This window comes from Paenibacillus sp. GCM10027629, from assembly GCF_042676425.1.
In the GTDB taxonomy this organism is placed as follows: Bacteria; Bacillota; Bacilli; order Paenibacillales; family Paenibacillaceae; genus Paenibacillus_K; species Paenibacillus_K terrigena.
Genome location: NZ_JBHTGZ010000010.1, coordinates 242,398 through 267,627, shown reverse-complemented (window position 1 = coordinate 267,627; position 25,230 = coordinate 242,398). Strand labels below are relative to the sequence as shown.

Here is a 25,230-nt window from a genome sequence, read left to right as displayed (position 1 = left end):
TATCAATCAATCTATGACTTGAATCCTTTCCGATACAGCATATAGGAATAAATCGTCGGTATTATGGTGCTTAGTAACAGTACAGTAATAAACGTCACCAAGAAATACGCTGTTGGGAAGAAGGCCGCAATGATCATCACCAATCCGCCAACGAACCAGCACTTCCCGCCGAAGCGGTGCGTCCTCCGCCAGACTTCCTCACTCGCAAGCGTCCAAGGGGTACGAATCCCCATAAAATAAGTAAATCGAATTCGGCCCATCACGTTCCCGATCATAATCCATAAGATCCCAAGACCGAGCGATACAGCCATGTTCATGGAAACCGGATACCCTAAATTATACGCAATCCCAAAGCCAAAAATAAAGTGAATGAACAAGACAACCGCCCAGCGTGAAAGTTGAAATGTCGATTCGAACAGCGAATAGTTGGCTTTGCGCGGATCGAGGTTTCGTGTCATTTTAATAACGATCGGCAATAAGATGGCCAACCCGCCATACAATAACCAGAATGCCCATTTGTCCATCGTCCGCGTAGGATTTCCATTCAGATCGAATTTCGAGATGACTTGGTCGGGCAGCCGCGGATAGAACAAGGAAGCTAGCACGAACAAGAGGGTGCTGACTACGACCAGTATAGTATCCTTGCAATCCCATAGCTTCGATGGATTGTCTTTCGTTGTTGAGGTATTCATCGCCTTTTCCCTCCTATTTATCCTTCTGAATCATGTTCAGGAACCAACCGAGCGCCTCTTGAATGACGGTCGTATTGAGCGAATAGATAATGTTCTGACCCTGACGTTGATCCACAATTAATTGTGCATGCTTCAGACTGTTCAGATGATGTGAAATACTTGGTTTCGTCATGGCAAAATGATCGGCGATTTCGCCTGCGGACATATCCCGTTCTTTCAACAACACCAGAATCTGACGTCGCGTCGGATCTGCCAGTGCCTTGAAGGCATCATTCACGGGTGCTCCCTCCATTCCTTAGATAATTAGGTAATCTTCTAAATGTATTTTATGCAATCCTAAGCAATGTGTCAATAAAACCTCCTTCCTCAGCAAAAAAGAGGCCTTCGCATCCAAAAATAGGACAAGCTTGGGCCTCTCTCTATGAAAATCTATCCATACACTCGCTGCAAAAAGCTTCGCAGTACAGGTACAAACTTGTCCGGCGTCTCCATCATGCTCATATGCCCCGCAGCAGGGATAATTGCTGGCTCAATATGCGTTGCTTCTACGGTGAACGCTTTGTCTGGCGGCACGATCTGATCCTGCTCTCCAGCAACGATCAGAACCGGCAATTGCGTCTCTTGCAATACGTGATTGCGATCAGGACGCGCTCGCATCGCAAGACTCGCACCGGTTGCACCTGCTGGTGCCGTTCCATAACCAATTTGCTTCGCCTGCTCAACAAGCTCTGGCATCATCGCGACATGTTCAGGTGCGAACAATTTCGGTACAAGGCCATCGACAAATGTCCGGATGCCTTCTTCTTCAATCGTCTTCACTGCTTTTAACCGGTTCTCACGCGCTTGCTCCGCATCGGGATTCGCCGTTGAATGGACAAGGGAGAATCCATGAAGTCGTGCAGCATATTGTTCAGCGAATGCTAGGGTTATATAGCCTCCCAGCGAATGTCCGAATAAGACAGTCTTCGCAATCCCTAGCTCGTCCAGCAATTCCACAATATCTTGGGCCATAGCTTCGATCCCGAACACCGTATCGATCACGGCCGATTGTCCATGCCCCCGTAAGTCGGGTGTAATGACCTGATATCCCTGTGCTATAGCGGGAACGACAGCTTCCCAATAATCTGAACTGCCGCAAAACCCGTGCAGCATCACAATGGGATTCCCTTCACCTTGAACCTTGTAAAATAATCCTGCCTTTGTCTTTCCTTGTTCGATTCCTGAGCTCATTTGCGTCCCCTCTTTTCAATCTCTATTTCGATGTTGAGATCACGACGCTTCGCGTCTGATTATAGGCGAATTCATGTTCAGGGTCTGTGACGATGAGTGTATGTTCCCCTCGCAAGTCATTCCAGAAGCATTCCACACCTTTGCCTTGCGCAGTCCCCCCGAACATTTTGCAGCCTACACAATAACTCATCAATTGCTGTTCATTGAAATTAACAATTTTATTACGCATGCAGCAATAGACTTGTCCATCCTTCGATTTTATATTCACATGATTCATCCATGTCATTGTCCATCTCTCCTCTCGGCCTCTAGAGCACCTGTGTATTAGCGTACCTAGATTATATGCGGCCTATATTAAAAAGAGACTCGAATTTTGTAAACAAATTAAAAAAATTTCTGCATGCGGATTGTCCTGGATCTACTGGCTCAAGAGCGCATGTGCAAGCCCTTCATCAACCGCGCTGGCAATCTGCTCCGCCATCTGCATCACATGATAAAGCGAAGTCATCTGCAGCGTCCAATACGGCTTCGGCCCACTTACGTTCACGACGCCTGCAACGCTGTAATGCCCGACCTCCGGCAGTCGCCCTCCTACGGATTCCGCAGGCTTCAGCGGTTTACACGACACATAGTATTGTCCGACCATTGAAGGATGGCCTAGACAGGCGTCGACTGCCACGACGATATGATGCTGCGGGATGGTCTTCAATCGGGTTGTAAGATTCGTCGCATCGCATGGATTGGCCAGCGTACCGATCACATGCTTGAATCCACGCTGTTCCAGCAAAGTGCCAAGGAAGGGACCGAGTGCATCTCCTGTCGAACGATCCGTACCAATACAGACGAACGAGAGATGATCCACTGAATGTGCGGTGAAAATCGACTGAAAAAAAGACGATAACTGATCCGCTGTCATTTTCTGCCGAGAGCTCCCTACCGATGAACTCGAATTCAATTCATGCATCGTCACCCAACCCCTCCTTGCATTAATCTGTCCGTATATTGCTATGATTGTAACTGAACAATATGTTCATGGCAATTTTTTGAGCACCTGTGATTTGAATCATGCTACAATAAAGATATTGAACCTGGAAAGGATGAATAATGTGGATCTTACTCAACCAACACAAGAAAACGTAGAATATATGATTGAAGCCATCAAAACCAAGCTCAAAATGGCAACCGCCGCTGCGATGCAAGCTTCATCCTTCTCCGTCGAACGTTATGAAGATATTCAAGAACTATACGATATCGTCGTAAGTAAACAGAACTTCAGCATTAGCGAAATCGAGGCTCTAGTCTCCGAATTAGGCAAACTCAGACACGCCTAATTCATGTGTAAAATCGAAAAACAGGCACTGCTCTTGCCGAAGAGCGGTGCCTGTTCTGTTCTATTCTATGTATTAGGCATGCAAAATGGAACGTACCGCAGCCATTCGCTCCGAATCGATCGGTGCAAGGGACTTGCCGTTTACTCGCACACCTGATCCGAAGTGAACCTGCTGTACACCTGTCTCATGTAAGAAAGGTACAAGCTTCTCCGCTTCCGGCGATAACCCGCTCCCCGCCAAGATCGTACAATGCGTTCCGGCCGTACGCTCGACCATCGCTCGAATGCGATCCGTTGCATGGAGAACATTCGGCTGTCCGCCTGAAGTAAGAATGGTCGTTATCTGTGGATAGACAAGGATCTGCTCGAGCGCCACCATTTGATCCTGAACTTCATCAATGGCACGATGGAACGTCATTTTCATATCTCCAGTGCGATCCAATACCCGTTCCAGCAATCGAATATCGATTTCGCCTTTGGGCGTTAGAGCCCCGAAGACTATCGCATTCGCACCTGCCCGTTTAATATGCCGAACCTCCGACAGCATCGTACGAATATCTTCACGATCATATTCGAAAGAACGGCTGTGAGGTCGAATCATAACATTTACTGGAATATTGACCAATTTGACCGCTTCCTCGATCAAACCTATGGACGGGGTCAAGCCCCCCTCCTGCATCGCCGTGATGAGCTCAATCCGATCCGCCCCATACGCGGCAGCCGCTTTAACTTCCGTTAAAGTCGTCGCAATCACTTCGAGAATTACACGCTGCTTCATAGCTTAAATACCCCCTTGCTGTAGCCTACAATTTTGCCCGCATCATTCCGGATGTCTGCAGGGAACCGCTCATGAATTCGCTCAATCGTCTCGCGATTGTCATATTGAATCTGTTCTAGAATCGAGACCACGATACGCGCCCATTCTTCATCGGAACCGTCAATAATTTTGAAGGCGAATCCAAGTTGTTCCTTCCTTAGACTAAACCCATAGATCCCTTTGAAGCCGCCTTTAGCGACAATGTTCGAATCTTGCAGCAAAGTCGAGCAAATCCGATTCGTACCCGAGACATTCTCAGGATACGCATGCATCGCTGAAGTGATCTTACGAACCGCTTCTCGTGTCTCTTCATCTTCGATCAACTCTGGACAAGCCAGCTTCAAGTAAGCAGTGGCAATATTCCGCAGCGGAAGCGCAAATACGGGAAGCCCGCAACCATCAATTCCACGCGCAATTTGATCTTCAGGCATCTCAGCCATCATGGCGAGTGTCTTCACAATCTCAAGCTGTGCCGGATGATTCGGGTCCTCATAGCCTTCGAGGGAATAACCCAACAGCTTGCAGTAAGATAGTACACCGAAATGCTTGCCTGAGCAATTATGATAGATCCGTCTTTCATGGCCTTGATCACGAATGATTGTCTCTCTTGACGCACGGTGCATTGGATAACTCTTCGCGCAGACCAAGTTCGACTCCTCAAGCCCCGTATGCTTCATGAAATCCTGTAATGTATCCATATGAAAAGACTCGCCGCGATGCGAAGCCGTCATAATCGCAATCTCGCGATCCGTTAAGTCATACGCTTCATGAATACCGGCCCGAATCCCCGGAATGGCCTGAAATGGCTTGCCAGCAGAACGCAGGAATGCCACATAATCGGCGTCGCCTACCTCATATTTCACTTGTCTATCTATTCCAACACCGCAAATATGACCACGATGCAAACATTCCAGTGTCTCGTTACGGTATTCCTCCACCAACACTTGTTCCATGATGATAACTCCCTTTCGGATCGTACTCCCTTTCAAGTATACAACAAAAAGCTACCCTCGGGCAGGATAGCTCTTCCTTTGAAGCTTCTTCACTTCATGGCTTTCTGAACATAGACATGCAGCTGTCTCCACTTGCCGTCCTCCCAAGTCCATAAGGAATGCACATAGGCAATCACGTCATCATCGCTGGCACCCGTAACCTTCTGTACACCCTGTAAATCCGTCGTTCCGTTCTTATCGAAATCAACAGGCTGAATCACTTCGAAAGATGCATTCGACACCTTCGTTGGACGCAGCAGCTTACCATTTTTATAATAGCCTGCTGCATCGTACTTTTCCTTCCGATCCCTCATATTTACAGCGTAGGTCTCTTGCCCCTTCGCCTTCAACGTAATCGTGTAATCATTCTCCAGTTGGCCGACGATTTCGATCGGATTCGGTGCAGGCATCGGAACAACCTCTTGGTTCTTCACCGTATACAGTCGATAATTTGCTTTCTCTGTGTTGCTTCCTTTTGGCAGCTTCACAAGAACATCATTCACCTGATCCCCATTCAAATCGCATACGACCATGCTCGGTCGATACCCGCCTTGGATGAACGTGACACTGGTCTTCTGATGTTTCACATCTTTATAGATCAGGTAGACGAGCTGATAATGATCCGAATTGGGATCGTCCTTGCCGCCCAGCAACCCGATCTGTTCCTGCTCACGATCCCCTGTTATGTCTCGCGCATCCGTCTGAAGCCATTGCAAATTCCGAAGCGCATTTAGCTGCGGATGATCTGGAATTTCCATTGGTACCGTTACGGACTGCTCAGGTGCAACTGTTACAGGCGATGACCCAGAAGAAGCGGAAGCACGCAAAATGCCTGGGAATAAGGTACTTGACATAAAGGTAATACAGATGACAGCAATCCAACTCGATATCGCGCGTTGCTTCATACAGCACATCCTTGTCTCTATCGTTTATTACCGATTAGGATGGCAAGATCGACCAAGGATTATGTACCGATACAGCACTCACTTACGTAAGATGATTATTTGGACTCGGAATTCTCAATCACTTGCTTGAAAATCGAAGTCAGATGCAACACATCCTCATCCGATACGTTACCGAATAAATCGTTCATCAGCTCATGTCTGCGCTTCGCGATTTCCTGCAGCGTCTGAATCCCCTTCTCCGTAATTTTCAAATATACAACGCGCCGATCCCGTTCATCGCGCAGCCGCTCTGCATAGCCGCCAAGAATCAGCTTGTCCGAGCATCCGGTAACAGCACCTGCTGTAATATAGATGGCATCGGCAATATCTGAACCTTTCATAGGACCTTCTACATACAATTTATCGAGTACAAGAAATTGCGTCCTTGAGAGCTCACTATTTACATTTCTAGCCCATTCAGACTGCACTTTTCTCATGAACTTTCTAAATTCATTCTCCATTTCCATAAGGTTCTCACGTTTAGCCAACGTACAACCTCCTCTAGGTCATAATAATTGTAACCACTCCATGAACCATCCAACAGTATATGACTTTTTCTTGATAAGGGTCAATACCCGCCATCACCTTCCCTATAGGGATTATCCCGGTTGAGGCTTCCTTCGTTCGACAGGATTCGTAATCTTATTTTAAATAGATTGATACCTTGATGTAACCCTAGGCCGTTTGAACACGTATAAAATATAGATGTAGAATACATATCCAACCCGCCCGAAATATGCTAATGACAAGGACGGACTGACAGGAGGTACATCATTTATGAGACAAAAAATCATGGCACTGACCCTATCGTTATCGATTCTCGCCACATTCCCTGCAGCGGCGTTCGCTGCAGACCACACGAAATCCGGTTCAGACAACCCGCCTAAAATTGGACAAACTTTTTCACTAGATGGCGTAACCGTTCCAGAGAACACCGTGCTGCTCGACCAGCAAAAGATTGATGTAAACAAAGACGGCGTTCTGGACACTGCGTATGTGGTTGGAACCCGTGAAGATAAGGAATCCCCTTTCTCCCAAGACATTAACCTCATTGTTGTCGATGGCAAAACATCCAAAATCATGAACGCGAACCTTATCGGATTCGATGGCTACATGCCTTATATTAATTTTGCAGGCGACTTCAACGGCGATAGAGCAAATGACATTATGCTGACAGCTGATACCGGCGGGTCAGGCGGCTATATTACGAGTCGCATCGTCTCGTTCTATAACAATACGCCCAAAGTTATTCTATCCGATAATTTACGGATTAAAGGCAATCTAGCCACATTCAATTCTCTTGATCCCCTCGACACGAATGGGGATGGGATCTACGAATTACTCGGCGAAGAACGACGTACCGGGGATAGCAATGCCGAAACCATCGGCTATGTGAACACCACGCTATCCTACCGAAACGGCGAGTTCACCGTCATGAAGCAAGCAAAGACGAAAGATGCACTAAGCTCTATTCATACGAGTCCGGCTCAAGATTTCATGTATGTCATCCCTGCATCATGGGACGGCATTGTGGATATAGAGAAATTGAACCAAGCGAAGCTGGACAAGATGAAACACGGCGGCGTTTACTCGGAACGGATTATGTATACACCAAGAGGGTCCAAAGCCAATGACGAGATGATCCTCTCCATCACGAAATATACGAAGAAAGAGTGGGCATCCCTTGCCAAGGGCCCGAATAATGGCGTTATTGTTGGAACGCAAAATGATAAGGTCTACGTGATCGAGACACCGCAGTCGAATCCATATCCTAATGGAAGTAAAGAGGCGCGAATCTTCAATGATCTCGTCTCATACATTCCAACATTCAACCGGATGTTCAGCGTAACGACACCAACATTCAGTAAGCCTGACAAATCTTACTCAATTACCAAACCGATTACGGCACACAAAACAACTACAAGTAAAGCACTCGGTACGTTGATGCCTCAGATCGTCACGATTAACAATGAGAAGCTCGATACGAAGGGGAACAAGTGGTATCAAATCCGCGATACGAAATTCGGAGAAATCTGGTTTCAAGTCCCTAAGTAATCTCTAATCGTTATATTTCAAAACAAGCCCACTGCGCAGTTCATCTGTTCAGTGGGCTTATTGGTATGATGTTGCCTTCTATAATTTAACTGGAACACCAGTCGTTGCGGAATGTAATGCAGCTGTTGCAATCCGCTGCGATTGGATCGCATCCTGATAGGTGGAACGAATATGCTGGGTATCTCCAGTGCGTACCGCATGGATGAACGCTTCATTTTCATGGACATACGGATTGGATTGGTTCTGAAGTGTATACGTCTCATCCTTCGTCCGATCTACAAGTTGGTTCGAATGAATCTCCATCACGCCTTGATCGGTATAAATATGAAGCCCTACTTGACCGGATGTCGGCAAAATACACGTATTCGAGATGTTCGCCACTGCTCCGCTCGCAAGCTTCAAGGTCACGGTACCGACATCTGCAACGGTAACGCCTTCCTCGACCTGATGCATGACGCGATTCGCATAAGCAGCATAAACTTCGGTCACTTCACCCAGCGTATAACGGAGTAAATCAACCATATGCGTCGTCTGCTCGAGGAATTGACCGCCAGAGCCCTCCTGCTTGCGCCACCATCCGACCTGCGGCATCCCTCCCATCCATGTACCGAGTGCCATCCCTACGGTTCGACCCTGTAAGAGCTCCAACGCTCTCTGCGCCGCATCGGTATACCGGAAATGATAGCCTACCGAAGTAATAAGGGATTTCTCCTGAATGTGTGCGTAGAGCTCCGCAGGGAGCTGATCATCTAACGCAATCGGCTTCTCGACAAAAAACGGAATGTTCCGTGCGATAACCGACTTCTCCATCTCCCCATGCGCAAATGGAGGTACACAGATATAGACGGCATCCAGCTTCTCCTGATCGAGCATATTCTCAACATTCTCGTAAGCCGATACATCACGCCATTTTCCTGCCAAGCGCTCAGCCTTCTCCATACTTGTCCCACATACAGCGCTTACATGTACACCTTCCATTTGCTCTAATAAATTGCAGTGCATCTCCGAGAACCATCCGGTTCCGATCATCCCAATCTTCATTGACCCATTCCTCCCCATTCATTGAAATTCATCATGCATGACGACCATCCCAAATCTCGTAACCTTCTAGCCCCATCCACGGCCCGTGCGCTTCACTTCATCCATGATCGCTCGTACACCTTCTTCAATGCGATCCTCGTGAACACGAGTAATACTTAGCCGAAGGAATTTGGAAGACGGCGTATGACCTTGCAAAAAGAAATGTTTGCTTGGTACCGTAATGATGTTAGCCCGCTTCAGCTTCGTATGCAGCTGATCCATATTGACGACTTTCGGCAGCACTAGCGAAATATACACGCCTTGTTGGACGGGAGCGACTTCTACCCATTCTGATGCTTGTACTTGCGTAAGCGCTTGGTTCATCCGATTCATCCGATCCGCATAGAGCTGTATAATCTTGCGCTTATGCCGGTCGAACATCCCGTTCTTGAGGTAAATCTCCAGTGCCCCTTGAGAGACAATCGAAGAATCGGCATCAGAAAAGGTCTTATATTGCACGAAGGTCGGATGAAGCAGCTTGGGTACTACCGCTGCACCGATTCGAAGCCCTGGGAATATGACTTTGGAGAAGCTTTTCAAATAAATCACATGTTCAGACGTATCATAGCTATAGAGCGGATTCATCCGAACCTCGGTTCCCAAGTCCCCCATATAGTCATCTTCGACAATATAGACATCATACCGCTCGGCTAGCCGAACAATCGCTTTCCGTTCTATAAGGGTAAAGGAAGTTCCCAGCGGGTTCTGATACCTCGGCATCGTATAGAAGAACTTGATATCCCCGTGCTTGAACATCTTCTCCAGCTCGTCCAGATCCAGGCCACGAGTTGTTCGGGCAATGCCTGCGACGTTCACGCCTTCCAGCTCTAGGAACCGCTGATAGATCTCATAGCTTGGCTGCTCAATCAGAATAACGGATTTGCCATTCGGAAATGGCATGCGGGTCAGAATGTTCAGCGCTTGCTGTACACCCGACGTGACAACGATCTGATTCAGCTTCGCGAACACTTGATCATCGGCAAGATGCTTCACCAGCATATGACGGAAGCTCTCTAGGCCTTGAGAATCGCCATACGTGAACAATTGATATTGATAGGTGTCGATCGCGCGATTCAGACAATGCTGAAAATCAAGGTACGGGAAAATATGCAGGTCTGGTGATGCCGACGAGAAATCCAGCTTGTCGTTGTCCTTCCCTTGATCCCACTGTTCTCCGCGACGATCTACCACATAATATCCACTCTGCGGCATCGCATAAATGATATGTAGACGTTCGAGTTCTGCATAGGCACGAATAATGGTGCTCTTACTGCATTCATACATCTGGGATGCATCACGGATCGAGGGGAGCTTGTGACCAGGAACATACTGACCTGTGCGAATTCGTTCTTCCATATCCGTCAGTACGGATACATATTTAGCCATCAACACACCGCGTTTCTATATAAAAATCATGAACCACTTAAAACTGTACCGATACAATTTAGTTAAATCCATCTCGTCAACTTCTAGTTATTATCGTATCTTCAGTATAACGATTCACACTATCACTGAATAGAAGGAAGATCGTCATTTTCAATAAATCCATGGGATTTATTCTAGGAGGAATATTTGATATGAATTCACAACAAAGCAATAAACTTGCCGTCGTATCCGCGGTCATCAACGCTAGCATCATCGGATTATCATTCTTGTTCATGAAGAGCGCGCTCCAATCGGCGGACCCCTTCACCACGTTAGCCTATCGGTTTATCCTGTCGTTCTTGGTTCTTAGTATCCCTGTTGCGCTCGGGTGGATCAAAATCGATCTTCGCGGCAAATCACTACGTCCGATTCTAGGCATGGCGATCTTGTATCCGACTCTATTCTTTGCGCTCCAAGCCTTCGGATTGCAGCACGCATCCTCTGCTGAAGGAGGCATTCTCTATGCATTTACGCCCGTCTTAACGGTTCTGTTCGCTGGATACTTCCTGAAAGAACGTACTACGCTTAAGCAAAAGTTAGCCATTGCACTCTCGGTATTTGGGGTATTGTTCGTGGTTATTATGAAAGGCACGAAGCTGGATATGTCTCATCTTGCGGGGATTATCTTGTTGTTCCTATCCGTCTTATCCTTCTCAGGATACAGCGTATTCGCCCGGAAGCTCACCGGCCAGTTCCGTCCGATCGAACTGACTTATATCATGATGGCGATCGGCAGCGTGGCCTTCGGTGCCATGGCACTGATTCAGCATGGCGTGAACGATACGATGGAGCAATTGATTCAACCCTTGTCCATCGGCTCCTTCTGGATTGCGATTCTCTATCTAGGATTACTCTCTTCCCTCATGTCGCTGTTATTACAGACGTATACGTTGTCCAAAATGGAAGCTTCCAAAATGAGCGTATTCTCCAATCTCGCAACTGTCGTGTCCATGATTGGCGGGGTGCTTGTATTCGGTGAACAGATCACAATCTATGATATGCTCGGGTCTGTCATGATTATCATCGGCGTTATCGGTACACTCATATGGGGAAAGCGTAAGACAGAGCAAGCAGAATCACTGAACACGAACAGCCATGCCGTGACGCCTCCCTCACAAGTACGTGCGAATCAATAAGTTTGCGATTGAGCTTGAACGACGAGCACTTCGCGAACGAATCGACCTTTATGAACCTGACAGCGGTCTACAATCTCGAAGCCAGCATGGGCAACCGATTCGTCGATCGGTTCCGTTGTAATCAATACGACGCGATCTGCGAATCGGTGCGCACTGCGCAGCATGGACAGCCGCTCTTCATCCGAGAGCTTCGAGCATAGGTTATAGGGCAGATCGATGATCGCCGTATCATAATGATCCGTAATATCCCGCATATCGCCTAACGTAACCACATTCGGGTAGCCAAAGTGCGCAAGATTCAGTCGTGCTCCACGGGTCGTTAACGGGTTGATATCGCGACCAACAATGTCGATTCCCATCGATAATGCTTCAAGCAATACGGTCCCAATGCCGCAGCATGGATCTATGACTCGAACGCCCTCCACTTCGGGGACGGCAATATTGGCGACGGCACGCGCAAGTCTTGTACTCAGTGCCGTTGAATAATTCTGAGGCTTGTCTTGATGATTCTTCCAGATCGCCTTACTCTGCATGCACTCACCGAGTATCCAACCCTCCGCATGCTTCGTAACGCCGAATATAAGCTCTGGGTTGCGCATATCCACCTTGCCGCGGATCGCTGCTCCGAGCTTCCGTTCAATCACCCGCTCCTCATCATAGGATACAAATTTACCTGATTTATAATATACGACCTTAAATGTCTTTCCCTGCTGGATTTGTAGGGAATCAACCTGCTCAACCAGCTCGTCAAGGGTCGGGGCCGTGTATTCGATTGTAATCCGTTCATGAATGAAAGGACTCCGGCTTGGATCGATAAAGCGCTCTGAGATAAGACTCTTGGCACCGATCTTCGCTCCTCTGAACAATGTACGTAGTTCCAATTGACACAACGCTTGTTCATCTTCATGTGCTGCATACGTATATAAATAGCTCTTCATTCGTATTAACCTCTTCCGTTATTCAACCTCTAGCCAGTATAGCGGATATTCACAGCCTGCTCCAGCAAAATAGCCATGACAGATAGCCGATCCTACATCGCTATCTATCATGGCTATTCTAAGTTTCTTTTCAAATGATATGCGAACTCATACCGTTATTGTGCGTAGTGCTGCTTGTACCAAGAAGCAGCTGCATCTACCTCTGCTCCAGTGAGCTGGTGACCTGCATTTCCCCAGTGAAGCGTCACCGAAGCCCCTGCATCACGCAGAAGTTGATCCAGCTCCTCGGATTCGGATTTCGAACAGATCGGATCATTCGTACCTGCACCAATAAAGACTTCGGTCCCCTCTAGATTCGGCAACGCGACTCCGCGGCGTGGAACCATCGGATGATGAAGAACAGCGCCTCTGACAGCGTTCGCGTAATGGAACAACAAGCTACCAATAATATTAGCACCGTTCGAATACCCTACGGCGATGAAATTGCTGCGATCTAATCCATATTGCTCAGCTGCTTGATCTAGGAATTCGTAGACTTCTGTCGTGCGGAAGATAAGGTCCTCTTCATCGAATACCCCTTCGGCCAACCGTCTGAAGAAACGAGGCATGCCGTTCTCCAGTACATTCCCTCGAAGACTGAGGATGCTTGACGATGGAGCGATATGCTTCGCAAGCGGTAATAGATCGCGCTCTGTGCCGCCTGTTCCATGAAACAGTACAAGTGTTGGTGCATTCGGGTCTGTGCCCTGCTCGAATAAATGAATCATACTTGACCCCCTCCTAAACTTCGAACTTCGATTGGAAGTAAATTCGCTTCTACCTGCGCTCGTCTTGGCTCGAACCAATGCGGTAGCATGAGCTGCTCGCCAAGTGCATCCGGATCCTCATCGCGTGCGAAGCCTGGAGGATCTGTTGCAATCTCGAATAGGATGCCTCCAGCTTCACGGAAATACAGCGCATGGAAATACTGGCGATCAAGAATATCTGTCGGTTTATAACCGCCTTGGATGACAGCCTGCCGCCACTGCGCATGCTCTTCATCGTCTTTGGCACGCCATGCTATATGATGCACGGTACCTGCGCCGCCATGGCCCCATTCCACATTATTGGCGCTAACATCAATTAAGTTGCCAATTTCTCCGGTTGCTTGATAACGTATATAACCTACATCTTCTCCAACCTTCGTTAGCCCCAACACATTCTCCAGTACGTCCATCGTACGCGCTGAATCCACGCTGAACAGCACAGCCCCGCCGAAGCCTTTGATTGCTGCCGATGTCGGAATACCGTCGAATGACCATGCACTCGGTTTTCCTTCCTCGCGTTCAACGAGTTCCAGCTGCAAGCCTTCTCGATCTGCGAATTGCAGATATTTCTCGCCGAAGCGCTCTGCCGTCGAGATCGAGATCCCAAAATGTTTCAATCGGTCTTCCCAGAAGCCCATAGCGCCTCGCGGAATCACATATGTCGTTCTCCCCACTTGTCCTCCACCAACCCGTCCTCTGCGAGATTCAGGCCAAGGGAAGAACGTGATAATCGTACCTGGATTACCAGCCTCATCGCCGAAATACAAATGATAGACCTCTGGCGCATCAAAGTTAATCGTCTTCTTCACAAGTCTTAACCCAAGAATTCCTGCGTAGAAATCAACATTCTCTTGAGGATTCCGAGCAAACGCCGTAATATGATGAATCCCAGCTGTTCGTAATGACATGTTCCCCTACCCCTTTCCAACCATAATTTATTGTGAAATTTCGGTATTATAGCTAACGAACTCCGCTATCGGCTTGCGGTAACCGCGCGGTCTTTGTCCCGCTACCTGCTCTTGCCCAATGACGATTAACATCGCTGGTACATATCGAGTTGAGATATGGAGTGCTTCTCTTATTGCTTCCGCATCGAACCCGATCATCGGACATGTATCCCAGCCCTTCTCCTTGGCAATCAACATGAACAGCATTGCGGATAAGCTCGCATTACGTATGGCTTCATCACGCTTAAAGGTATCGCCGCGGTCTTCATAGAACGATGTCACCGATTCAACGGTCATATCGTATTCTTGCTTATTCATGACCCCAAGATGAAGCATCCCTTCATTGAGCTCACCAACCTGCGTGTACGCCTCCAGATCGCCAAGTACCAGAATGGCAGCAGATGCCGATTGGACCTTATACTGCTTATTCGCCGCTTCATAGATCTTCCCATTCTTGAGCACCTCATCATCGATAACGATATAGTGTGCATGCTGCAAATTAAACGCCGACGGTGCATATTTGACGAGATTAAACATCTCATTGAGTTCTTCTCTTGTAATATGTACCTCTGGCTTAAATTTCATAGCCGATCTACGGTCCTTCACCACTTGCATGAAATCAGTCATGATATGTTCCCCCTACTGGATGATATATGAATTATTTCGTTCCATGATTCGCTCGTTATTTATAACTTGATTATAGTATATAACAAAAAGTAAGTCAATAACAATAAAAAAAGAAACGCTATCGCACTTGTTTTCAAAGTGGAAACGTTCCCTTTATCCTAACCCTTTATTTTAAATATAATCGTCGTCTTCGATCACATTGGATGCATGCTGCATCGATGCATCGGGAGCCGCAGGTGTTGCGGATGGAATCGCATTCCCTTCTTGCACATCATCACGCCCAAATTGCATCGATGTTAGTCCTGCACTAGCCGATGTTGCTGCATTCATCGATTCGAAATCCGCTTGAATCGCATCTTGAACAGCTTTTCTACTCTGATCTGACATGGTTGTCTCCTCCTCGTTCTCAAGCTTTTGCGTACAAGGATAGCGTGACCATTTCCGGAAAAACTATGTATTCGGCCTCATCCAAGGTAGGATTAACACTTTTCATAGTTGATTGCTTCTCTAGAAAGCCTTTAAATAAGAATATAACCGATACAACAGGAGGTACTTTCGCTATGAAATCATCTTATTCATCTTTCGATCAGATTACGAACCGATTCGGCACCAACAGCGATAAGTGGGATATCATGGCTCAGCAATTCGGGCAGAACCAAATTGCTCTCTCCGTCGCCGACATGGATTTGCTGACGCCCGAAGCCATCCAGAAATCCATTCGACGCATGGCAGATCACGGCATTTACGGCTATACGAATCTATTCGCACCTTATTATGATGCGGTCAAGCGATGGATGCGCAGCGCCTATTCATGGCAAATAGAACAAGAATGGATCGTCTTCTGTCCACGTATCGTCCAAGCAGTCTCTTTAATCATTCAGCATTTTACAGAGGAAACGGATCGGGTCTTGATTCACACGCCATGCTATCAGCCAATCCCGCGATCAGTTCGTCTGAATCATCGCACCTTGGTGGAGAGTCCGCTTCAGCTTATCAACGGACGGTATGAAATGGATTTTGATGATATGGAACGCCATATGCAGGAAGGAATCAAAATTCTATTATTCATCTCCCCGCACAACCCGACGGGACGGGTCTGGACGCGGCCTGAACTGGAGCGTGTTGCAGCGTTATGCGAGAAGTATGATGTACTTATCGTCTCAGATGAAATCCATGCGGATTTCGCACATGTTGGACATGAGCATACCGTCATTGCCACCTTGTCCGATGCGATCGCACAACGCTCCATCATCTGCACCTCCCCAGCCAAAACCTTCAATCTGGCAGGTCTCGAAATTTCGAACATCATCATTCCGAATGCAGAATTACGTGCAGGCTTCCGGACGCGTATGCTTCAATCTGGCGTATTCGATCCGACCTTCTTCGCTGTCCCGGCACTCGAAGCTGCTTATACAGCTTGTGATGAATGGCTTGGGGAGCTACGCACATACATTCAAGGCAATATTGCATTTGCGAAGCAATTCATTACGGAACATATGCCAGAGTTAGTCGTCATTGAACCGGAAGGCACGTACCTGCTGTGGGTGGATTGCCGTGCGGTTAGTAGAGATGAGCAGGCATTGAAGCAATGGATTGAGCAGGAAGCTGGCGTCACTGTTAGCTTCGGTACGGCGTTCGGCACTGGTGGAGATGGCTACATCCGTATCAATTTAGGCACACCGCGTGCATTGCTGCAAGAAGCACTTGAACGAATTCAGAGAGCCTATCCCTTAGCGAAGAGGTAAATGACGGACTTCTGGATATTCTAAACGTACAAAGGAGTCGTGCCGATGCATCCCTATTCTGAACAACTCGAAGCGTATTTCCGAACTCACGCGAGTGCTAAAGAAGCCATTCCGATGGCAGCTTATATGCGGGATCAATTCCCCTTTCTCGGTATTCGAACGCCAGAAAGAAGTCAATATTTACGCCAGTTCATGCAGGCGAATCCACTGCCTAAAGGTGAAGAACTTGTTCAAGTTGCCGACGAAGTATGGTCACTGCCTGAACGAGAATTCCAATATGTCGCGATGATTCTCTACGAGAAACACCGGAAGCATGCCGAACAAGCACATATCGATGTTTTAGAACACCTTGTTACAGATAAATCCTGGTGGGATACGGTCGATCTAATCTCCTCGCGGTTGATTGGATTCCATCTCGCCAAATATCCGGAGCTGATTACGTCCTATACAGAACGATGGATTGAATCCGATAACTTCTGGCTGCAGCGTGCTGCCCTGCTCTATCAGTTAAGTTATAAGAAGAATACCGACGAAGAACGATTGTTCCGATACATTCGGCGCCGTGCGGAAGAGAAGGAATTCTTCATTCGCAAAGCCATCGGCTGGGCTCTTCGAGAATACTCGAAGACAAATGAAGCGGCCGTGCGTAAATTCGTAGCGGAGACAGCCCTCTCGCCGCTAAGTCAGAAGGAAGCGCTCAAACATGTTGAGCGAAAGAACGCATGAAGCTATTTGACTTAGATCACATAGAACAGTCGATCACTACGCATGCGCTCCGAAGCTGTATTTTGGCAAAAGGCGATCAAATACTGTTCGAGTACCATCGGGAACCTGACTCAGCAGACGCACTGCATAAGATCAACTCCTGCACCAAAAGTGTGTTATCCGCACTCGTCGGGATTGCGATCGATCAGGGGATTTTGCCAGGGACTGACGCACCGATCTATCCCTTCTTCCCACAGCTGGAACAGGATGCCGATGCGCGTAAGCGCAGTATAACGATCGAACATTTACTCTCGATGACTGCAGGGTTCGAATGGATGGAGTTCGGTGGGCTAAATTCGTTCCCTCGCATGACAAAGACGATGAATTGGGTAGATTTCACATTAGCATTACCTTTGTCAGATCCTCCAGGTGCGCGAATGATCTACAATTCCGGCTGTTCGCAGCTGCTCGCGGCTATGATCATGCAAGCTTCTGGGCAATCGGTTGAAGAATTCGCCAAGCACCATCTCTTCCACCCTCTTGGTATAGAGGAATGGCAGTGGGAAGTCGATCCGCAAGGCATTCACACGGGAGGCTTCGGCCTCTATATGAAGGTTCGGGATATGCTTAAGTTCGGGCAGCTCTATCTGCAAAAAGGTCGATCACAAGATATGCAGATTCTTAGCGAGACATGGATCGAGCAATCGACTTTGCCGCGTGTGCATGTTAGTAAACCGCGCGAAGGCATGTACGGCTGGCATTGGTGGGTATCTACTTTCACGACCGAGCAAGAACCGGCGATAGAAGTTCCTTATTACTTCGCCCTCGGATTCGGCGGTCAATATATTATCGTTGTTCCGTCTCATGATCTGGTAGCCGTCCTTACCAATGACAAGCATAAGAAAAGGAAGCCGCCCATCGATGTGTTCCTTCAGTATATTGCTCCTACGCTTGTCAAATGAAAAAAGGCTTGTCCTCCTGTACAGTGGACAAGCCTTTTCTTATTGATTTACTTCCTACCATAGTCGGCTCGAATCTCGCCCCAGCTCTGTGTCTCCCACTTCAGGACTTTATTCTTGTACGTGTTCGTCCTAAGCCACTGTTCCGCTCGATCAACCAGGGTCCAGATCTCTTCCGTCGAAGCATCGCGAACAAGCGTGGAAGATACTTTTTTCTGCTTAAGCCATTTCAGCGCATTTGCCGAATCGCTATAGATTGTCTGTGTGCTGTCCTTCTGTTTCAGGTAGGCCAAACCATGTACAATGGCAAGGAATTCGCCAAGATTGTTCGTTCCCTTCGCAATTGGGCCATGTGAGAACAATACATCCCCTGTCTGAGTATCCACGCCTTTGTACTCCACCGGCCCAGGATTCCCACGCGTCCCGACGTCGACCGAAATGCTGTTATAATCAATTTCCGATAAAGGCACATCCTTAGCCGCAGGCTTACGCGATCCCGATGTCTTGGCAGCCCCGCTACCTTTCGCCCCTGCTTGATTCCAATACGACTTCGCTCCGCCTTGATAGGCTTTCTCCGCTTCCGCTAAGGTCTCATACGATTTATACTTGGCCTGCGGGAAATGATTGACCTGCTCTTGGCACTCCGGCCATGTCTTATAAATCCCCGGCTTTTTCCCAGCCCATACGACATAATACTTCTGCTTCGCCATTCTTGTCCTCCTCGTACCCTACTTGTATTTCCTTATTATAATGGAAAATGGACGACAGAAGAAATGGGGTGCTCGTCACCTTGCTCACATATCTGCCTCAAGTGAGAAACTGCCATGATTAATCTTCGGTAAACCTGCTTTACATTCAACATTTTCTTCTCCATAATGATCATAATTATGATTCTTGCATCATTTGATTATAGGGGATATGACATGGAAGACAAACTTGATCATTTAACATATGAGACCATCGAAATCTGCCTGCTCGCCGGCAAAATTATGCTACAGAGCGGTGCAGAAACATCTCGTGTTGAAGATACGATGACACGGATGGCCACATCGCTTGGTCTCCCACGTTCGCATAGTTATGTCACACCGACGGGCATTATTTTCTCGACGGATGGCGCAGAACCTGCCAAGTTAATCCGAATCACAGAACGAACGACAGATTTATCCAAAGTCGCCGAAGTGAACAATGTGTCTCGCGCACTAACAAGCGGCGCAATCACGATGCCAGAAGCCCGGCTGCGACTACGCGAAATCGAACAAGCTAAACATACGTACCCGATCTGGTTCCAGATCGTTGCTGCGGCGATTTCCAGCGGTTGCTTCCTGATTATGTTCCGAGGCGGCTGGTACGATTTCATCCCTGCTGTCCTATGCGGAGGTCTCGGACTTGCATCCGTCATCTACTTCCAGCGGATCGTGGCTGTGAAATTCTTCGCGGAATTCTCAGCATCCTTTCTGCTCGGTCTACTCGCCTTCTTATTCGTTAAGCTTGGAATTGGGTATGAAGTAGATAAGATCATCATCGGGTCGGTCATGCCGATCGTTCCTGGCCTGTTAATTACGAATGCTGTCCGTGATCTGATGTCCGGTCATCTCGTCTCAGGGATCTCCAAGGGGGCAGAAGCGTTCTTAACCGCCTTCGCTATTGGAACAGGTATTGCCCTCGTCTTCATCTTACTCTAACCAACTCATTCGAAAGAGGTCAATCTATGATCGCACAACTCATTACCAGTTTTATTGCCTCCGCCGCCTTCAGCGTGATCTTCAATGCCCCAAGACGTTCGCTGCCGCAATGCGGCCTTGTCGGCATGGTCAGCTGGGCTGTCTATATTTTGTTGAACGGAAGCTACAGCACCGTTCTAGCAACGTTCGCTGCGACATTCGTCGTCGGAGCGACTAGTATTGTGTTCGCGCGGCTGTATAAGACGCCCGTCATCATCTTCAGTGTCTCCGGGATGATCCCCCTTGTACCCGGCGGCATGGCCTACGATGCGATGCGCCATTTCGTCGAGAATGACTACAATGTCGCGCTGCAGCTCGCGGCCCAAGCCTTCTTCATCTCTGGAGCGATTGCGATTGGCCTTGTGCTTGCTGAGGTGCTGAATCAGATGCTGCGCAAGGTGGGGAGTAGGATCTGAAGGCTAGCTACATTAATAAAAATGCCCAGTAAGCAATAAATTTGCTTGCTGGGCATTTTTATTTGATGCGGGTCGTTTGGGCTGGTTCGGCGAAATAACTGCACTTTTGCAGTTATTTCGTCCAAGAGAGCAACTTTCTAGCCATTTAACTGCACTTCTGCAGTTATTTCGCCCAAGCGGGCAGCTTTCCCACCAATTAGCTGCATTTCTGCAGTTATTTCGCCCAAGCGGGCGGCTTTCCAGCCATTTAACTGCACTTCTGCAGTTATTTCGCCCATGCGGGCAACTTTCCAGCCATTTAGCTGCGCTTTTGCAGTTATTTCGCCCAAGCGGGCAACTTTCCCGCCAATTAGCTGCATTTCTGCAGTTAATTCGTCCGAGCGTGCAACTTTCCCTCCATTTAACTGCACTTTAGCAGTTATTTCGCCCAAGCGGGCAACTTTCCCACCATTTAACTGCATTTATGCAGTTATTTTCGTCCTCCCGCGCGAATTTCACGCCAAGGTAAACCACCGTTATGCAAGCTGCACCGTCCGCTGAAAGCTGCGCGCGGTGCCATAAGACACAAAAAAGGCTTGGCCCCTACGCCAAGCCTTTCTATATTTAAGCAACTTCTTGCTTTGATGCAACTGCTGCTTTCTCTTTGTGATTCGGAATCAACAGATTTAACAATACTGCCGCAAGTGCACCTACTGTCAGTCCTGAAGATAGAACATAATTTACGAAATCAGGCAATCCGTCCGTCGCGCCTTTCGGAAGCACTGTAATCGCAATCGTTAACAATACCGGAATACCAATCACCATCATATTGCGATCATCGAGCACGACGTGCTGGATAACTTTCAGACCATTAATGACAATCGCTACACAGACAATACAGAAGATGCCGTTAATTACGGGTTCAGGAATACAAGTAATCAATGCGGACAATTTCGGCATCAGTCCGAGCAAGACAAGAATACCGCCGCCCGCCATAATCGCCATCCGGCTGCCTACACCAGTAATTGCGATCAAGCCAGCATTCGAAGAATAACCCGTCATTGGCGTACCTCCAAACAACGAGCCGACAAAACATCCAAGACCTTCACCAAAAGATGCGCGGTTCAGACGCTCGTTCGACAGATCCTCGCCTGTAACAGAAGAAATAACGAACCATGTACCCGTCGTCTCAATCAAGACGATGAAATATACGAATACCATCGTAAGAATGGCACTAGTATCAAACACAGGTGCTCCAAAAGGGAACAGTTTCGGGAAAGAGAACCAAGCGGCATCTTTCACAGGTGAGAAATCGACTACGCCGAACAACGATGCGGTGATGATGCCGGCGACAATCGCAACGATAACCGAAATCAGGCGGAAGAATGTTCCTAGCCCTTTCGCTTTACGTCCAAGAAGAATACAAACAACAAGTACAGTCGCCGAGACAGCACCGATTAGAACATTCGTGCCCAGTTCTCCCTGCCCATGACCATATACATTACCCAAGCCGACAGGCATCAGGCCAATACCAACAATGAGAATAACCGTTCCCCCGACAAGCGGTGGAATAAATTTACGAACAGCTTTGGCGAACCATTTGAGTGGAAGGCCGAGCAGCATGACGATCAATGCACCTGGAAGCAAGCTTCCGGCCATAGCGCCCATGCCAAGTTTACTGCCAATGGCACCAATTGCAGCGATCGGTACGTAGGATGGTCCTTGGACAACCGGCAAGCGCAGTCCGATCCCCGTCTGAATCAATGTTGCGATCCCTGTCGCAAAGAAACACATTTGAATAAAGAAGGAAGCATTGCTGTTACTTAATGATAAAATCCCTGCAATAATGATCGGCGCGATATACAAATCCATCGCTAATACGTGCTGTAATCCTAACAAGAGCGCTTTGACGGGGCCAATCTTCTCATTCACTCCGACGATAAGCTGCGGTTTGTTCGGCTGCTGCTGTTCCAACGAATACCATCCTCTCTTTTATGGCAAAACTTTTTTGACACTCGACACAATATGACAAAAATCACAATTCCGATTATAGGCGACACTTTTCGATTTGTACAGCCCTAAATACGTACATTAAATAATTATCATAAAATTAATGTTCGTCTTTATGTTGAATAACCTGATTCATTTTGATAATATGTACCATATAAACGTTTTAATCGCGAAATAGTGACATTAAATATTAAATTCTATCAACTTTGAGTGAGCGAAGGAGTATGAAATCATGATCATTGAAGATGCGGTATTACGGCGTGAGTGGCTCGTAGCATGTCGAACGGATGAATTGCAGGAGAAACCACTTGGCGTGATGCTGATGGGAGAACGTGTCGTGTTATTCCGGAATGAGGAAGGCGTACATGCGTTCAAAGACTTGTGTATTCACCGCGGAGCGAAGCTATCTCTCGGCTGTGTACGTGATGGCAACCTCGTATGTCCTTACCATGCGTGGGAATATGATGGCAGCGGCGCTTGCGTCAAAATCCCACAGCTTCCAGCTGATCGTGCTATTCCAGGTAAAGCTCGTGCTTACAAATATGCTTGTAAAGAAGAATATGGTCTGGTGTGGGTATGCCTCGACAGCGAACAAGCTGCTCCGATGTTCGCACTTCCAGAATGGGCGGACGATTCGTATCGCAATGTGATGTGGGGATCAACGACGGTTGAAGCGAAGCCGCCGCGCGTGATCGAGAACTTCCTTGATGTTGGTCATTTGGCCGTCGTGCACGAAGGATACCTCGGCGTATCTACGCATACCGTGATCGGAGACTATCACGTGATTCATGACGAACAGTCCATTCGTTCCGAGGAAATCGAAGTGTTCCAACCTGATCCGGACGGTTCCGGTCAAGCCAAAAACGTATATTACACGTATGAAATTCTTCGTCCAATGACTGTGAAATTCACGAAACGCGACAAAGAGCAAGGCAACAAAATGTCGATCATTCTGACCGTGTCTCCGAAGGATACAGAGACGACGATTGCTTATGGCATCTTGTCCTTTAACTATCCCATGGACTTGTCGGATAGCGAAATCGCGGCGTTCCAAGATGTTATTTTCGCGCAGGACAAGCCTGTTGTAGAGAATCAGAAACCGGAAGATCTTCCACTCGATCTCCAAGCAGAGCTCTCACTCGCTTGCGACCGGATGAGTATCGCTTACCGTCGCTACCTGAAAGATACTGGCCTCGTATGGGGCACGGCATAATTCTACGAATAAATCAAAAAAAGCTGGCACCTGTCATCATTCAGGGTCAGCTTTTTCATCTATTCAGCACTTAACTTAGGTTGCACAGCATTGTTTGTACTTCCGTCCACTCACTGTGAGGATTACACGCCTAATATAAAATAAACCAAGAACAACGCTGCAATCACATACATCGCACCAGAGACCTCAGCCCGTCGCCCACTCACAATCTTCACGAGCGGATAGGCAATAAAGCCAAATGCGATGCCATTCACGATACTGAAGGTTAACGGCATGACCGCAATCATCAGATAGGCGGGGAAAGCATCGGTAAAGTCATCGAGCTTCACATGCCTCATTCCTTGAATCATCAAGCAGCCAACAATAATCAGTACCGGTGCAATGGCGCTGCTCGGGATGATTTTCAGAATGGGAATAAGGAACAACGCTGGAATGAACAATAGTCCGGTTACGAACGGTGTTAAGCCGGAACGGCCACCGGCAGCAATCCCTGCAGCCCCTTCTGCCGCTGTCGTTGTTGGACTGCAGCCGAGCATTGAAGCCGCAATAATCGATAAGGAATTCGCTTGAAAAGAACGTCTGAACTTCGACGCGTCCGGCAGCATACCGAGCTGCGCTCCCATATTCGCAAAAATAATAACCATCGATAAAGAGAACACAGCAATCCAGAATTGAAAGGAATGGATTTGGCTAAAATCAAATGCAAAGAATACTTCATCATACCCAGCCATCGAGAACTTAAAACTGCCCATTTGGGAGAAATCCACGATCCCTAACAAAATGCCAATGATCGTACCAGTGATAATCCCAATCAAAAAGTTTCCACGAACGCCACGTAAAAATAAAGGAACAACAATGATCAAAGTTAGAAGCGTCGTCAATGCATGTGGGTCACGCAAACTAGCTAGTGTAACAAAGGTCCCTTCGCTCGCGACGATCACGCCTCCATTTTTCAATCCGAGAAAGCCTATAAATAGACCGATTCCAGCTGTCATCGCATGAATCATAGAGCTTGGAATCTTCTTGGATAAATAGACCGCACCTTTCGTCATACTGACAATAAAGAAAACAATCCCTGCGATCAGAACGGCGGCAAGCGCCTGCTGCCAGGTCAGACCGAAGGAGAACACTAACGTGAAGACGAAAAATGCGTTATCCCCCATCCCCGGCGCAAGAATCAGCGGTGATTTCGCCCAGAAAGCCATGAGCATACATCCAATAAGCGCGGAGAATACCGTCGCGATCGTCGCTGCTTCATACGGCATGCCCGCATTGCTCAGAATGGCCCCGTTGACAGCAATAATATATGCGATTGTAATGAATGACGTCAGCCCAGCGAGCATCTCCGTCCGGATACTGGTCTGCTGATTATCAATTTGAAATATACGTCCCAATCTTGAGTTCAATGATGATCCCCCATCCATGCTGCCAGTAATTTTTGAATCTTGTCGAATCATGTTACA

Annotated in this window: 29 protein-coding genes; 9 read left to right on the top strand and 20 right to left on the bottom strand. The window is 47.7% G+C overall.

The genetic code is table 11. The features are described 5' to 3' along the window. Positions 1 to 11: 11 nt before the first annotated feature. The 5 genes from ACFQZR_RS20560 to yyaC all read right to left on the bottom strand — a co-directional run bounded on the left by ACFQZR_RS20560 (position 12) and on the right by yyaC (position 2,886). Positions 12 to 692, bottom strand: coding sequence for an SdpI family protein (locus ACFQZR_RS20560; protein ID WP_379349384.1), 681 nt, complete (start codon positions 690 to 692; stop codon positions 12 to 14). Between the two features lie 13 nt (positions 693 to 705). Next, positions 706 to 969, bottom strand: coding sequence for an autorepressor SdpR family transcription factor (locus ACFQZR_RS20555; RefSeq protein WP_018758629.1), 264 nt, complete (start codon positions 967 to 969; stop codon positions 706 to 708). 152 nt (positions 970 to 1,121) lie between these two features. Continuing rightward, positions 1,122 to 1,922 carry an alpha/beta fold hydrolase gene (locus tag ACFQZR_RS20550; protein ID WP_379349382.1) on the bottom strand — a complete coding sequence of 267 codons (801 nt, stop codon included), beginning with the start codon at positions 1,920 to 1,922 and terminating at the stop codon, positions 1,122 to 1,124. A 22-nt stretch (positions 1,923 to 1,944) separates the two neighbouring features. After that, complete coding sequence (locus tag ACFQZR_RS20545) at positions 1,945 to 2,208, bottom strand: hypothetical protein (RefSeq protein WP_018758627.1); 264 nt, start codon at positions 2,206 to 2,208, stop codon at positions 1,945 to 1,947. Between the two features lie 132 nt (positions 2,209 to 2,340). Next, a complete protein-coding gene (gene yyaC / locus ACFQZR_RS20540; RefSeq protein WP_379349462.1) occupies positions 2,341 to 2,886 on the bottom strand; it encodes a spore protease YyaC in 546 nt (181 codons plus the stop codon). Positions 2,887 to 3,019: 133 nt separating this feature from the next. Here yyaC and ACFQZR_RS20535 point away from each other — a divergent pair, with 133 nt between their 5' ends. Next, entirely contained in the window at positions 3,020 to 3,253 is a 234-nt protein-coding gene (locus tag ACFQZR_RS20535) for a DUF1128 domain-containing protein (RefSeq protein ID WP_379349379.1), read from the top strand. 72 nt (positions 3,254 to 3,325) lie between these two features. On the opposite strand, the gene ACFQZR_RS20530 is transcribed toward ACFQZR_RS20535, so the two are convergent. The 4 genes from ACFQZR_RS20530 to ACFQZR_RS20515 all read right to left on the bottom strand — a co-directional run bounded on the left by ACFQZR_RS20530 (position 3,326) and on the right by ACFQZR_RS20515 (position 6,493). Beyond that, on the bottom strand, positions 3,326 to 4,030 hold the full coding sequence (locus tag ACFQZR_RS20530) for a copper homeostasis protein CutC (protein WP_379349377.1): 705 nt from the start codon (positions 4,028 to 4,030) through the stop codon (positions 3,326 to 3,328). After that, positions 4,027 to 5,022: an asparaginase gene (locus tag ACFQZR_RS20525; RefSeq protein WP_379349375.1), complete on the bottom strand. Its 996-nt coding sequence runs from the start codon at positions 5,020 to 5,022 to the stop codon at positions 4,027 to 4,029. Before ACFQZR_RS20525 ends, ACFQZR_RS20530 begins: the two co-directional genes overlap by 4 nt. An 89-nt stretch (positions 5,023 to 5,111) precedes the next feature. Beyond that, a complete protein-coding gene (locus tag ACFQZR_RS20520; protein WP_379349373.1) occupies positions 5,112 to 5,966 on the bottom strand; it encodes a hypothetical protein in 855 nt (284 codons plus the stop codon). A 95-nt stretch (positions 5,967 to 6,061) separates the two neighbouring features. Further along, a complete protein-coding gene (locus ACFQZR_RS20515) occupies positions 6,062 to 6,493 on the bottom strand; it encodes a MarR family transcriptional regulator (protein WP_379349370.1) in 432 nt (143 codons plus the stop codon). Positions 6,494 to 6,782: 289 nt separating this feature from the next. Here ACFQZR_RS20515 and ACFQZR_RS20510 point away from each other — a divergent pair, with 289 nt between their 5' ends. Continuing rightward, positions 6,783 to 8,060, top strand: coding sequence for a GW dipeptide domain-containing protein (locus tag ACFQZR_RS20510; protein ID WP_379349368.1), 1,278 nt, complete (start codon positions 6,783 to 6,785; stop codon positions 8,058 to 8,060). Between the two features lie 78 nt (positions 8,061 to 8,138). On the opposite strand, the gene ACFQZR_RS20505 is transcribed toward ACFQZR_RS20510, so the two are convergent. Then, complete coding sequence (locus ACFQZR_RS20505; RefSeq protein WP_379349366.1) at positions 8,139 to 9,101, bottom strand: Gfo/Idh/MocA family protein; 963 nt, start codon at positions 9,099 to 9,101, stop codon at positions 8,139 to 8,141. A 66-nt stretch (positions 9,102 to 9,167) separates the two neighbouring features. Continuing rightward, positions 9,168 to 10,526: an aminotransferase-like domain-containing protein gene (locus tag ACFQZR_RS20500; RefSeq protein WP_379349364.1), complete on the bottom strand. Its 1,359-nt coding sequence runs from the start codon at positions 10,524 to 10,526 to the stop codon at positions 9,168 to 9,170. Between the two features lie 191 nt (positions 10,527 to 10,717). On the opposite strand from ACFQZR_RS20500, the gene ACFQZR_RS20495 reads away from it, so the two are divergent. Then, entirely contained in the window at positions 10,718 to 11,701 is a 984-nt protein-coding gene (locus ACFQZR_RS20495) for a DMT family transporter (protein WP_379349362.1), read from the top strand. Here ACFQZR_RS20495 and ACFQZR_RS20490 read toward each other — a convergent pair. From ACFQZR_RS20490 to ACFQZR_RS20470, 5 genes are all read right to left on the bottom strand, one after another. Continuing rightward, positions 11,695 to 12,639, bottom strand: coding sequence for an RNA methyltransferase (locus tag ACFQZR_RS20490; protein WP_379349359.1), 945 nt, complete (start codon positions 12,637 to 12,639; stop codon positions 11,695 to 11,697). The genes ACFQZR_RS20495 and ACFQZR_RS20490 overlap by 7 nt on opposite strands. A 155-nt stretch (positions 12,640 to 12,794) precedes the next feature. Further along, complete coding sequence (locus tag ACFQZR_RS20485) at positions 12,795 to 13,406, bottom strand: alpha/beta hydrolase (protein WP_379349357.1); 612 nt, start codon at positions 13,404 to 13,406, stop codon at positions 12,795 to 12,797. Beyond that, entirely contained in the window at positions 13,403 to 14,353 is a 951-nt protein-coding gene (locus tag ACFQZR_RS20480) for a ring-cleaving dioxygenase (RefSeq protein ID WP_379349355.1), read from the bottom strand. Before ACFQZR_RS20480 ends, ACFQZR_RS20485 begins: the two co-directional genes overlap by 4 nt. A gap of 27 nt (positions 14,354 to 14,380) precedes the next feature. Further along, on the bottom strand, positions 14,381 to 15,019 hold the full coding sequence (locus ACFQZR_RS20475) for a nitroreductase family protein (RefSeq protein ID WP_379349353.1): 639 nt from the start codon (positions 15,017 to 15,019) through the stop codon (positions 14,381 to 14,383). Between the two features lie 171 nt (positions 15,020 to 15,190). After that, positions 15,191 to 15,406 carry a hypothetical protein gene (locus ACFQZR_RS20470; protein ID WP_018758612.1) on the bottom strand — a complete coding sequence of 72 codons (216 nt, stop codon included), beginning with the start codon at positions 15,404 to 15,406 and terminating at the stop codon, positions 15,191 to 15,193. A gap of 173 nt (positions 15,407 to 15,579) precedes the next feature. Here ACFQZR_RS20470 and ACFQZR_RS20465 point away from each other — a divergent pair, with 173 nt between their 5' ends. The 3 genes from ACFQZR_RS20465 to ACFQZR_RS20455 are packed head-to-tail and all read left to right on the top strand — an operon-like array spanning position 15,580 to position 18,431. Continuing rightward, entirely contained in the window at positions 15,580 to 16,764 is a 1,185-nt protein-coding gene (locus tag ACFQZR_RS20465; RefSeq protein ID WP_379349351.1) for a MalY/PatB family protein, read from the top strand. A 45-nt stretch (positions 16,765 to 16,809) separates the two neighbouring features. Beyond that, positions 16,810 to 17,490, top strand: a complete 681-nt coding sequence (locus ACFQZR_RS20460; protein ID WP_379349349.1) for a DNA alkylation repair protein — start codon at positions 16,810 to 16,812, stop codon at positions 17,488 to 17,490. After that, positions 17,487 to 18,431 (top strand): serine hydrolase domain-containing protein, encoded by a 945-nt coding sequence (locus ACFQZR_RS20455; RefSeq protein ID WP_379349347.1) that lies wholly within the window; start codon positions 17,487 to 17,489, stop codon positions 18,429 to 18,431. Before ACFQZR_RS20460 ends, ACFQZR_RS20455 begins: the two co-directional genes overlap by 4 nt. A gap of 47 nt (positions 18,432 to 18,478) precedes the next feature. Here the strand turns inward: ACFQZR_RS20455 and rnhA are convergent, their stop codons facing one another. Beyond that, the gene (gene rnhA / locus ACFQZR_RS20450) at positions 18,479 to 19,138 is read right to left on the bottom strand and encodes a ribonuclease H (protein ID WP_379349345.1); all 660 of its coding nucleotides are present in this window, start codon (positions 19,136 to 19,138) and stop codon (positions 18,479 to 18,481) included. Positions 19,139 to 19,351: 213 nt separating this feature from the next. On the opposite strand from rnhA, the gene ACFQZR_RS20445 reads away from it, so the two are divergent. Together ACFQZR_RS20445 and ACFQZR_RS20440 are read left to right on the top strand one after the other, a co-directional pair. Next, entirely contained in the window at positions 19,352 to 20,110 is a 759-nt protein-coding gene (locus tag ACFQZR_RS20445; RefSeq protein ID WP_379349343.1) for a threonine/serine exporter family protein, read from the top strand. A gap of 26 nt (positions 20,111 to 20,136) precedes the next feature. Next, positions 20,137 to 20,565 (top strand): threonine/serine exporter family protein, encoded by a 429-nt coding sequence (locus ACFQZR_RS20440; RefSeq protein ID WP_379349341.1) that lies wholly within the window; start codon positions 20,137 to 20,139, stop codon positions 20,563 to 20,565. A gap of 137 nt (positions 20,566 to 20,702) precedes the next feature. On the opposite strand, the gene ACFQZR_RS20435 is transcribed toward ACFQZR_RS20440, so the two are convergent. Next, positions 20,703 to 21,026: a hypothetical protein gene (locus tag ACFQZR_RS20435; RefSeq protein WP_379349339.1), complete on the bottom strand. Its 324-nt coding sequence runs from the start codon at positions 21,024 to 21,026 to the stop codon at positions 20,703 to 20,705. Between the two features lie 142 nt (positions 21,027 to 21,168). Then, positions 21,169 to 22,518 carry a uracil-xanthine permease family protein gene (locus ACFQZR_RS20430; RefSeq protein WP_379349337.1) on the bottom strand — a complete coding sequence of 450 codons (1,350 nt, stop codon included), beginning with the start codon at positions 22,516 to 22,518 and terminating at the stop codon, positions 21,169 to 21,171. A gap of 268 nt (positions 22,519 to 22,786) precedes the next feature. Between ACFQZR_RS20430 and ACFQZR_RS20425 the strand changes: the two genes are divergently transcribed. Then, complete coding sequence (locus tag ACFQZR_RS20425) at positions 22,787 to 23,767, top strand: Rieske 2Fe-2S domain-containing protein (RefSeq protein ID WP_379349335.1); 981 nt, start codon at positions 22,787 to 22,789, stop codon at positions 23,765 to 23,767. A 122-nt stretch (positions 23,768 to 23,889) separates the two neighbouring features. Here ACFQZR_RS20425 and ACFQZR_RS20420 read toward each other — a convergent pair whose 3' ends face one another. Then, positions 23,890 to 25,173: an NCS2 family permease gene (locus tag ACFQZR_RS20420; protein ID WP_379349333.1), complete on the bottom strand. Its 1,284-nt coding sequence runs from the start codon at positions 25,171 to 25,173 to the stop codon at positions 23,890 to 23,892. Positions 25,174 to 25,230 lie beyond the last annotated feature (57 nt).